Below are 10,528 nucleotides of genomic sequence, written 5' to 3'. Positions count from 1 at the left end.
GGCCGGTGAAGCCGGCGCCGACGACTATGACGTCGGTCCTTTCGATCTTGCTGCTCAATAGCCGGCCTTGATCTTCTCGAACTCGGCAACCATCCGCTGCTTGAGCTCCGGCGCGACCGGCTGCTGGAACAGCGTCTTGTCGAGGAACTTGTCGAGATTGTCGAAACCGCGGTCGGTGAGCAGCTTCCGGTCCATCGCCGCCATGCCGGCATTGTTGCCGTGGCCGTAGCCGAAGGTTTTCACCATATACTCCGAAACGTCGGGCGCGTTGACGGCGTTCAGAAAATCATAGGCCTGGTCGAGCTTGCCCGGCGCGTCCTTCATCAGCACATAGCCGCACACCCAGGTCGACAGGCCTTCCTTGGTGTTGCGGTTCATCTCGATCGGCAGTCCTTGTCCTTTCAGCGTCACATAGGTCTCGTTCCAGCCCCAGACCAGATCGACCTCGTTGCCGGTGAAGGCCTGGTTGAGGTCGGTGTCGTCGGTCCAATAGAAGCGGATGTTCTTGTGCACGTCGCGCAGGAACGCGGAAGCTTGGCTGAACTGCTCGTCGGTCATCTTGGTCCAGTCCTTCAGCCCGATGACCAGGCTTGCCAGCGCATACGCATCGTCGACATTGTCGCCGATGGTGACGCGGCCCTTGAACTTGGGGTCGGCGAAGACTTTCAGCGACTGCGCCTCGTCCGCCGTCACCTTGTCGGTGCGGTAGAGCAGGGAGGTGTTGCCCCAGTCGAAGGGCATGAACCAGGCCTTGCCGTCGGCGGTGGTCGCCAGATCCTTCATCGCCATGATGCCGGGATTGAGGTCCTTCCAGCCGGCGATCTTCGATGTGTCGAGCGGCTGCAGCAGTCCGGCCTCGCGCCACTTCACCACGCTCTGCGAGCAGGGATGCGCGATGTCGGCCTTGAAGCCGGCGCGCATCTTCTCGAACGCCTCGTCCTCGTCGCCGAAGAAGGAGAAGCTCGGCTCGGCGCCGTATTTGGCGGTGTAGGCTGGATGCAGCAGCGGATCCTCATAGCCCGACCAGTCGAAGACGACGAGATCGCCGCCACCCTCGGCGAGCGCATAGGCCGCACCGGCGCCGAGGGTGACGACGGCCGCAAGCGCAAAACGGCGAAACACGAATTTCATGGTGCGAAAAACTCCCCCGTCGCGAACGCATTGGCGGAAGTTAGGAGAATTCAGCGTTTTTGGCGAGCCTGCCCGTTCCGCTCGGACGCGGAGCGGGCGAGACTTCAAGCCAGCGCTCAATAGCCGGCTTTGATCTTCTCGAATTCGGCGATCATCTTCAGCTTGAGCTCGGAAGGCAGCGGCTGCTGGAACAGCGTCTTGTCGACCCACTTTTCCACGTTGTCGTAGCCCTTTTCCTTCAGCACCGCCTGGTCGACGCCGGCCATGCCCTTGGCGTTGGCCTGGCCATAGCCCCAGTCCTTCACCAGCACCTTGGCGACGTCCGGATCGTTGACGGCGTTGAGATAGTCATAGGCCTTGTCGACGTTGCCGGGCGCGTCCTTGAACAGCACGTAACCGCACACCCAGGTCGAGATGCCCTCGTCGGTGTCCTTCTTGGACTTGATCGGCACGCCGGCCTTGACCGACTGCACCGTCGCGTCGTTCCAGGCCCAGGCGAGGTCGACCTCGCCGCCCGAGAGCAGCTGCACGATGTCAGTGGTGTCGGTCCAGTAGGAGCGGACATTCTTGTGCACCTGGCGCAGGAAGTCGGACGCTTGGCTGAACTCAGCGTCCGTCATCTTGGTCCAATCTTTCAACCCGATGGCGAGACTGGCCAGCGCATAGGCGTCGTCGACATTGTCGGGGATCGAGACCCGGCCGTTGTATTTCGGATCGGCGAAGGTCTTCAGCGACTGCACGTCCTTTTCGGCGATCTTATCGGAATTGTAGGTGAGCTGGGTGTCGCCCCAGTCCCAGGGCATGAACCAGGCCTTGCCGTCGGGCGTGGTGGCGAGGGCCTTCATCGCCATGATGCCGGGATTGAGGTCCTTCCAGCCGGTGATCTTCGAAGTGTCGAGCGGCTGCAGCAGTCCCGCTTCGCGCCACTTCACCACGCTTTGCGAGCAGGGATGGCCTAGATCGGACTTGAACCCGGAGCGGATCTTTTCGAAAGCCTCATCCTCGTCGCCAAAGAAGGCGAAGGTCGGCGAGTCGCCGTTCTTCTCGATATATTTGCCGTGGAAGCTCGGGTCCTCGTAGCCGGACCAGTCGAACACGGTCAGGTCCTTGTCGGCGGCGACGGCGAACGCCGCCGCCGAAGCCGCGATCGCGCTCCCAAGCGCCAAGGTCAAAGTCAGACGTCGGCTAAGATTCTTCATGCTGTTCCATCCTCTTTTGGTCTTGCCGGTCTTGTAGGCCGGCTGTTGAGAACCCCCGGCTTTTGCTAGCCATAGTGTTTCGGGAAGGCGGCGGCCAAAAACGCGTTCGCCGCCTGCAGTGCGGTCTCGCGCGTGGTGTCCTCCGTCCCCATCATCAGCCGCAGCCACAGGCCCTCGAGCATGGCGCTGAGCGCCAGCGCGATGGCCTGGGGCTCATAGGCATAGCCACCGCTCTGTTTGAGCGTCGTGCAGAGATCGATGAAGACCTGCTGGTAGTGATTGTCGCGCGAGCTGCTCAGCGCCTGGTAGATCGGCCGCGACTTGGCTTCGCCCCAGAAGGCGAGCCAAGCCGCGAGCTTGCGCTTGTTGCAGATCGATCGATCGAAATCGGCCCACACCAGATGCTGCAATTGTCGCGCCGGATCGTTGCCCGCCTTCTGCAAGGCTGTGCGCCAATGCGCCGAATACTCGTCATACATGTGCTGCAGCGTGGCGATCAGGAGCTTTTCCTTGCTCTCGAAATGGAAGTTGACGATGCCGCGCGACAGGCCTGCGCCATCCGCGACATTGGCCATCGTCGTTTCGGCATAGCCGCGCTTGGCCAGTGAATCGATCGTCGCCTCGATCAGTTGCAGCTGCCGGACCTCTTTCGAGGCCTTGCGGCCGCGCTTCTCGGCATCGCCTTTTCGCGCCGGTTCGGGGGCGATGTCCCCGGCCTCTACAGTCTTCATGAGCGTGACGGTCTCCAGCATTGCCGGCTACCCAACCGGCTTCCAACCGCGCAGATGAGTGGGGCGGTGCTCGCCACTGTCAAGCACCTTCTGCATCGCCTCCCAGGTCCGGATGTTCTTGTCGACATAGGCCGCGCCGACCGCGGCGGCGACGGGTCGATAAAGCGGTCCCTTGAGGCGAGCCAGTTCCTCCCGCGCGACCTCGCGGTACCATGGATTGCGGTCGCGTATGGTGATGTCGGTAAAGCCGGCGCGCCGCATCGCTTCGGCGTAGCGCGCCGGCGAAGCCATGGCGAAGGAGAGCCCCTCGGCTGCGACATAGGCCTTCATCTCTGGCGACGGCTCGCCGTCATGCCCGATCATCCAGTTCGACGCGGCGAACACGCCGCCCGGCTTCAGCACGCGGAAGATTTCTGCGAACAGCGCGTCTTTGTCCGGCACATGCAACAGCGCGTCCTTGGAGAAGACGACATCGAAGGAAGTGTCCGCAAAAGGCAGCGGCCCCGGCGGCGCCTGGACGAAGCGGACGCGGTCTTCGAGACCTTGCGTGGCGGCGCGCCGCCTTGCCGTCTCGATCACCGGCCTTTCGACATCGAAACCGGTCGCATGCGCCGCGCCATGGCGCGCGACCAGATGCAGCGTGATGCCGCCGGCGCCGCAGCCGATATCGAGAATCGTCTTGCCCTTGAGCGCCAGGCCTTCGACCACGCGGTCGACTTCTTCGGGACCACCCGGCGACAGATAGCCGTCGCCCCAGAGCGCTTCGAGGAAGCGGATGGCGGTATCCTCATATTCCGGCTCGGCGTCAGCCGTTTCGATCATCGATCTTTTAGCCCCAAAGCCGATTTTGGCCCTTTCGGTCATGCAGGCCCAGAAATGCGTGGAAAGCCTAGCGCATCAAGGGGAAAAAGCAACACCATTTGTTGAACATTCATTCAATATAGCTGGACAAAAAGCCGTTAGCCGTGCCAAATTCGGGCAATCAGGGTCAAGATCATCAAAAAAATGAAGGGGCGGCCGGATGGAGGGAGAGCGCGCATGAAGACATGGGACGCGATCGTCATCGGCGGTGGCCATAACGGGCTGGTCAACGCCTGTTACCTGCAGCGCGCCGGGCTCGATGTACTGGTGGTCGAGAAGAACGACTGGGTCGGGGGTGCAGCCACCAGTCGCGAGCTGACGCCGGGCTTTCTCTATTCCAACTACTCCTATGTCTGCTCGCTGTTTCGGCCCGAGATCATGCGCGACCTGGAGCTGCCGCGCTTCGGCCTGCAGGTGATCTCCTATGAGGGCGGCGCGGTCTTCACCCGAGACGGCGACTACCTCGCCAACTACCGCGACCACGATGCGCACCGCCGCGAGTTCGCGCGCTTTTCCAAGCGCGACGCCGAGGCCTATGACCGCTATTCGCGCGACGTCACAAGACAGTGCCGCTTCATCCAGCCGCTGCTGATGCGCACCGCGCCCGACCCGACCAGCTTCAAGCCGCGCGACCTCGGCGAGTTGCTCTATCTCGGCCGGAAATTCGCCGGTCTCACGGCCGAGGAGATGGCGCTGACGCTTCGCTTCTGGACGATGTCGATCTCCGACTTCCTCGGCGAGTATTTCGAGACCGACGTCATCAAGGCGAACTTCGCGCTTTCCGGCATCATCGGCACGGCGCTCGGACCGATGTCGCCCGGCACGGCCTATGTGCTCCTCCACCACTATATGGGCGAGGTCGACGGCTCGGTCGGCGCCTGGGGCTATGCGCGCGGCGGCATGGGCGCCGTCACCAAGGCGCTCGCCGCCTCCCTCAAGGCCTCTGGCGGCACCATCCGCACCGGCGCCGAGGTCGACCACGTGCTGATCAGGAACGGCAAGGCCAAGGGCGTCGTGCTTGCCGGCGGCGAGGAGGTCTACGGCAAGCTCGTCATCTCCAACGCCGACGTCAAGCGCACCTTCCTGAAGCTGGTCGAGGAAAAGGAACTGCCCGACATCTTCCTGCGCCGTGTCCGGAATTTCAAAATCCGCGGCTCGTCCGGCAAGGTCAACATCGCGCTGGATTCGCTGCCCGAATTCCCGGCCTTGCCCAAGGATTCGCCGGTCTATCGCGCCGACATGCATTTCACCGATTCCATCGAGCGCATGGAGCGCGCCTATGACGACTGGAAGGCCGGACGCTGGTCGGCCGATCCCTTCCTCGACATGGTGATCCCGACCACGCTCGACCCGACCATGGCACCGCCCGGCAAGCATTTCATGAGTTGCTTCATCCAATATGCGCCGCCCAGGATAGACGGCCGCGACTGGACGGACGCCGACCGCGACGGCTTCGCCGAGAGCGTGATTGCGCAGATCGCACAATATTCGCCCGGCTTCCGTGACCGCATCGTCCATATGGAAGTGCGCACGCCGCGCGAGATCGAGGCCGAGGTCGGCCTCACCGAAGGCAACATTTTTCAGGGCGAACTCACCTTCGACCAATTGCTCTTCAACCGCCCGGTGCCGGGCTACGCGCAATACCGCTCCCCTGTCGGCGGTCTCTACATGTGCGGCTCTTCCACCCATCCGGGCGGCGGCGTCATGGGCGCGCCCGGACGCAACGCTGCCATCGAGATCCTGCGCGATCTTGCCAAGCCAACCCTGCATATGGGCCCGGCCCATGACGTCATCTGAAGTGAATTGGGACGCCATCGTCATCGGCGGCGGCCACAACGGCCTTGTCGCCGCCGCCATGCTGGCAAAGTCGGGCCGCAAGGTGCTGCTGCTCGAGGCCGGCAACGATGTCGGCGGCGCGGCGCGCACCGAGGAATTCGCGCCCGGCTTCCGAGTCTCCGCGGTCGCCCATCTGCTCAACCGCCTGCACCCCGATGTGGTGAAGACACTGGAGCTGGAACGCCATGGGCTGAAGGTCGAGCGCGGCGATTTCGTGCCCTCGGTCGCGTTGTCGAAGAACGGTCCGCTGGTGCTGCACGGCGCCTATGGCGAGGTGCTGACCGGCGCCACCCCGTCGGAGCAGTCCGCCTGGAGGGATCTGCGCGCGCAGTTGCTGCGCTATGCCGGCGTGCTGAAGCCTTTCCTGTCGCGCCGGCCGCCGGACCCTGCCGGCATGTCGCTCGCCGAGATGACCGGGCTCGGCCAGACCGCGCTGGCGCTGAAGCGGCTCGGCAAGGAAGACATGCGCGACTTCCTGCGCGTGCTCTTGATGAACGTCTGCGACCTGCTCGACGAGCAGCTTTCGGACGACAGGCTGAAGGGCCTGCTCGCCTTCGACGCGACGCTCGGCAGCCATCTCGGTCCGCGCTCGCCGACCTCGCTGCTTGGCCTCTACTACCGGCTGACCGGCGAGATCGGCGGCCTTGCCGGCGCGCAGATACTACCGAAAGGCGGCATGGGCGCCGTCGTCGCCGCCATCCGCTCGGCTGCAGAAAAGGCTGGCGTCTCGATCCGCCAAACCTCGCCGGTCGCCAAGGTCATCGTCGAGAAGGGCCGCGCCGTCGGCGTCGTCACGCAAGGCGGCGAGACGCTGCGGGCCAAGACGGTCGTCTCCGCAATCAACCCGGCAACGACGATCCTCGATCTCGTCGGGCCGCGCGAGGTCGACACCGGCTTTGTTCGCAAGGTGAGGAACATCCGCATGAAGGGCGACGCGGCAAAGCTCCATCTGGCGCTCGACCGGCCGCCGCAATTCACCGGCGTCGACGCCGCTGGCCCCAAGGGCCGGCTGGTCATCGCCCCTTCGCCCGACCATGTCGAGCGCGCTTTCAACCCGTCGAAATATGGCGAGTTCTCACCCGAGCCAGTGATGGAGATCACGCTGCCCAGCCTCGCCGATCCCACGCTGGCGCCATCCGGCGCCTGCGTGCTCTCGGCCGTGGTGCAATACGCGCCCTATGCGTTGAGGCAGGGCTGGACCGCCGGCAAGCCGCAATTCCTGAACGCAATCATGGCGCAGCTCGAAGCCTATGCTCCGGGGATCGGCGCGACGGTGCGCCATGCCGAGCTTTTGACGCCGGCCGACCTCGAGGCGCGCTACCGCATGCCCGGCGGCCACTGGCACCACGGCGAATTGCAGGCCGATCAGATGCTGATGTCGCGGCCCGTCTCCGGCTGGTCGGGCTACGACACGCCGCTCGAAGGCCTGTTCCTTGCCGGCGCCGGCTCGCATCCGGGCGGCGGCATTTCCGGCGCGCCCGGCCTCAACGCCGCGCGCCGCATTATTGCGATGAGGGCCTAGGGATGTTTTTGCAAATCGCTGAAGTCGCACTCTACGGCGCCCCCCTCTGTCCTGCCGGACATCTCCCCCACTTGGGGGGAGATCGGCAGCTTCGCCCGGCGGCGCCCCCTTTTCCAACGTTCGAGATTGGCACGGCTGATCTCCCCCCTTGTGGGGGAGATGTCCGGTCCACCCTCCGAAGCTGCAGCGCAGCTGCTGCGGAGGAAGGGCAGGACAGAGGGGGGCGCGAAGGAACGCCGTCATGAACCATCATCCCACCATCCAACCATCGACCGCCCGCACCCTGGCACAATCCCACTTCCGCACGCTCCGGCACGACACGCCCTTCCAGCAGCGCATCGACGCGTTGGCGCTGAAGAACGACTGGTACAACTGGGCCGGCTACCGCGCACCGCATTCGCTGTGGGACGAAGAGCTCGAATATTTCGCCATCCGCAGCCAGGCGGCGCTCTTCGACATCTCGCCGATGACGAAATACCGGATCGAGGGCCCGGACGCCGAAGCCTATCTCGACCGCGTCACGCTGCGCGACGTGACCAGACTGAAGCCCGGCCGCGTTCACTACACCGCCTGTGCGATGACGAGGGCTTCGTGCTCGACGACGGCACCTTGTTCCGGCTGTCGTCGACGCGCTTTCGGCTGTGCTCGCAGGAGCGGCATTTGCCCTGGCTGCTCGACAGCGCAATAGGCTACGACGTCATCGTCGAGGAAGAGACCGAGGCCGTCGCCGGGCTCGCGCTGCAGGGCCCCACCTCCTTCGCCATCCTGCGCGACGCGGGCTTCGCCGACGTCGAACGGCTGAAGGTCTTCGACCTCGCCGAGTTCGCGCATGACGGCGCTGCCGTCACCATCTCGCGCACCGGCTTCACCGGCGACCTCGGCTATGAGCTGTTCGTGCCTGCCGGCAAGGCGCTGAGCCTGTGGGACCGGCTGATGGCGGCTGGCGAGCTGCGCGGCATCCGCGCCATCGGCTACACGGCGCTGAACCGCGCCCGGCTCGAGGCTGGGCTGATCGTCGCCAATGCCGACTTCACCACCGCCGAGCACGCCATCCGCGCCGACCGCCTGCGCATGCCGGACGAGATCGGCCTCGGCTTCATGGTCGATCCGGAGAAAGGCCACTTCAACGGCCACCGCGCCATCCTCGAAGCCCGGGCAAGGAAGAAGCTGCGCCACGTGCTGGTCGGGCTTGAGATCGAAGGCAACGTCCCGGCCGAGCATGCCATCGTCTACTATCGCAAAAGCCAGGAGGTCGGGCTGGTGAGCTCGGCGATGTGGTCGCCCATGGCCAAGCGCAACATCGCCATCGCCTCGTTGCAGAGGCCCTATGGCGACACGATCGTCGACGACCTCTGGGTCGAGATCTATGCCATGCGCGAATTGCAGTACCAGAAGCTGATGAAGCGGGCGAAGATCGCGCCGCGGCCCTTCATCAGGCTCGACCGCCGCACCGCCAACCCGCCGGCGGATTTCTAAAATGGCAAGCGAAGCGGATGAGGCGGAGGCGGAAGCCGCCGAGCAGTGGGAGCTGGTCAACACGCCGCTCGGCGAGATGGGGTCCGGCCGCACCCGCTACGCGGCGGCGATGTATTTCTTCAAGCGCGGCGAGATGAACGCCGAGACGCTCGAGGTCTACCGCATCTGCGCGAGGCTCGACCACGAGGACCCCTTGCCGATCATCCGCGACCGCGGCGTCGACAAGGAATGGCTGAAGCGCATCGGCTACGCGCAGTAGGCGTAGTCCTACCCTATGGTTCTCTCGAGCACATTCAACCAGTTGCGATAAGCGATCTTCTCGATCAGCGCGCGTCCGAAGCCGCGCGCGGCGAGCGCGTCGATGAGCTTGGGCAGGCCGGCAACGTCGCCGATCACTGCCGGGATCATGGCGCCGTCGAAATCGGAGCCAAGGCCGACGCCGTCCTCGCCGAGCGCCTGCAGCAGCGAATCGATGTGGCGCACCATGATGTCGAGGCCGGTGTCGGCATTCATGCGGCCGTCCTCGCGCAGGAAGCCGGTGGCGAAGTTCAGGCCCACCATGCCGCCCGTTTCGCGGATCGCGCCGAGCTGCCAGTCGGTCAGGTTGCGCGAATGGCCGCAGATCGCATGCACGTTGGAATGGGTCGCGACCAGCGGCGCATCGCTGAGCGCCGCCACGTCACGAAAACCCTTCTCGTTGAGATGCGAGAGGTCGATCATGATCCTGAGCTGGTTGCAGGCCTTGACCAGCACCTTGCCGGCATCGGTGAGGCCAGGCCCGGTATCGGGCGAGGAGGGGAAGCGGAACGGCACGCCATTGCCGAAAGCGTTAGGACGGCTCCACACGATGCCCAGCGAGCGCAGGCCGGCGGCGTGCAACACGTCGAGCATGGTGAGCTCCGGGTCGATCGCCTCGACGCCTTCGATATGGAAGACCGCCGCGATCGAGCCCTTCGCCATCGCCTCGCGGATATCGCCGGCGCTGCGGCAGACGGTCAGCGCGCCGGCGCGCTCCAGCCTGAACAGGATCGAGGCCATGCCGATGGTGGAGGTGATCGCCTCGGCGCGCGGCAGTTCCGGCGGCAGAGGTTCGTCGTCGCTCGGCGCCGGCGGCACGGCGCTGCGCTTGGTCTTTTCGACCGGCGGCGGAAAGATCGCGAACATGCCGCCGGCAAAGCCGCCTTTGTTGGCGCGCGGCAGGTCGATATGGCCGCCCGGCGTCCCTTCGATAAACAGCTTTTCGACATCCGCTTCCTTCGACTGGTAGAGCCGAAGCAGCGTGTCGTTGTGGCCGTCGAAAACGGGGATGAGGTCGGTTTCGGTCATCAGGGAAGCCATTCAATTCGGTGACAGGCGGGACGGAGGTTTCGTCCGAACGAACTGTCTACTTAGGCAAGATGGCCGAACTGCGCAAATGCCAGAGGCGTGTTCGCGTTTGTGGCTGGGCCTCTTCCTTCTCCCCTCGTGGGGTGAGAAGCGGTCCGCGTTAGCGGACGAAAAGCCAATTGCTTGGCTTTTCGAGCTTCGAACGCCCTGAGCCTGCGAAGGGCCGGGGGTGGCCGATCCACCCTGCCGGGTCCCCGCTGCTTCGCAGCGTCCCGGCGTTCGCCGGCCTTTCATCGTGCCACTGGCACGATGAATTCGTCTTCGACGAACCGGCTGCTCACCCCACAAGGGGAGAAGGGAACGCCGCGCTTACTGCTTCAGCACGTCCGCCCATTCCGGATGGCGGCGGAACTGGGCGTTGGCGAAGGGGCAGAGCGGGATGATCT

At 64.6% G+C, this 10,528-nt stretch carries 8 protein-coding genes and 2 pseudogenes; 4 read left to right on the top strand and 6 right to left on the bottom strand.

Annotated features, from left to right (window positions below; all coding sequences use genetic code 11):
- Positions 1 to 54: 54 nt before the first annotated feature.
- The 4 genes from EOA38_RS16235 to EOA38_RS16220 form a co-directional block, all read right to left on the bottom strand.
- Complete coding sequence (locus tag EOA38_RS16235; RefSeq protein ID WP_127299677.1) at positions 55 to 1,131, bottom strand: extracellular solute-binding protein; 1,077 nt, start codon at positions 1,129 to 1,131, stop codon at positions 55 to 57.
- A 116-nt stretch (positions 1,132 to 1,247) separates the two neighbouring features.
- Positions 1,248 to 2,330 (bottom strand): ABC transporter substrate-binding protein, encoded by a 1,083-nt coding sequence (locus tag EOA38_RS16230; protein WP_127299676.1) that lies wholly within the window; start codon positions 2,328 to 2,330, stop codon positions 1,248 to 1,250.
- A gap of 65 nt (positions 2,331 to 2,395) precedes the next feature.
- The gene (betI, locus tag EOA38_RS16225; RefSeq protein ID WP_245480848.1) at positions 2,396 to 3,061 is read right to left on the bottom strand and encodes a transcriptional regulator BetI; all 666 of its coding nucleotides are present in this window, start codon (positions 3,059 to 3,061) and stop codon (positions 2,396 to 2,398) included.
- A 27-nt stretch (positions 3,062 to 3,088) separates the two neighbouring features.
- A complete protein-coding gene (locus tag EOA38_RS16220; RefSeq protein ID WP_127299674.1) occupies positions 3,089 to 3,883 on the bottom strand; it encodes a class I SAM-dependent methyltransferase in 795 nt (264 codons plus the stop codon).
- 216 nt (positions 3,884 to 4,099) lie between these two features.
- Between EOA38_RS16220 and EOA38_RS16215 the strand changes: the two genes are divergently transcribed.
- The 4 genes and pseudogenes from EOA38_RS16215 to EOA38_RS16195 all read left to right on the top strand — a co-directional run bounded on the left by EOA38_RS16215 (position 4,100) and on the right by EOA38_RS16195 (position 9,015).
- Positions 4,100 to 5,719, top strand: a complete 1,620-nt coding sequence (locus EOA38_RS16215) for an NAD(P)/FAD-dependent oxidoreductase (protein WP_127299673.1) — start codon at positions 4,100 to 4,102, stop codon at positions 5,717 to 5,719.
- Positions 5,706 to 7,280, top strand: coding sequence for an NAD(P)/FAD-dependent oxidoreductase (locus EOA38_RS16210; protein WP_127299672.1), 1,575 nt, complete (start codon positions 5,706 to 5,708; stop codon positions 7,278 to 7,280). Before EOA38_RS16215 ends, EOA38_RS16210 begins: the two co-directional genes overlap by 14 nt.
- Positions 7,281 to 7,521: 241 nt before the next feature.
- Positions 7,522 to 8,756, top strand: a pseudogene (locus tag EOA38_RS16200) (aminomethyltransferase family protein).
- A gap of 1 nt (position 8,757) precedes the next feature.
- Positions 8,758 to 9,015, top strand: a complete 258-nt coding sequence (locus EOA38_RS16195; RefSeq protein ID WP_126091581.1) for a hypothetical protein — start codon at positions 8,758 to 8,760, stop codon at positions 9,013 to 9,015.
- An 8-nt stretch (positions 9,016 to 9,023) separates the two neighbouring features.
- Here the strand turns inward: EOA38_RS16195 and EOA38_RS16190 are convergent, their stop codons facing one another.
- Positions 9,024 to 10,082 (bottom strand): dipeptidase, encoded by a 1,059-nt coding sequence (locus EOA38_RS16190; protein ID WP_127299671.1) that lies wholly within the window; start codon positions 10,080 to 10,082, stop codon positions 9,024 to 9,026.
- A 369-nt stretch (positions 10,083 to 10,451) separates the two neighbouring features.
- Positions 10,452 to 10,528 (bottom strand): annotated as a pseudogene (locus EOA38_RS40390) (N-acetyltransferase); the annotation flags it as partial.

The sequence above is a fragment of the Mesorhizobium sp. M1E.F.Ca.ET.041.01.1.1 genome (assembly GCF_003997355.1).
GTDB lineage: Bacteria > Pseudomonadota > Alphaproteobacteria > Rhizobiales > Rhizobiaceae > Mesorhizobium.
The sequence above is the reverse complement of the archived record's forward strand: the minus strand, read 5'-3'. Positions and strand labels throughout refer to the sequence as shown.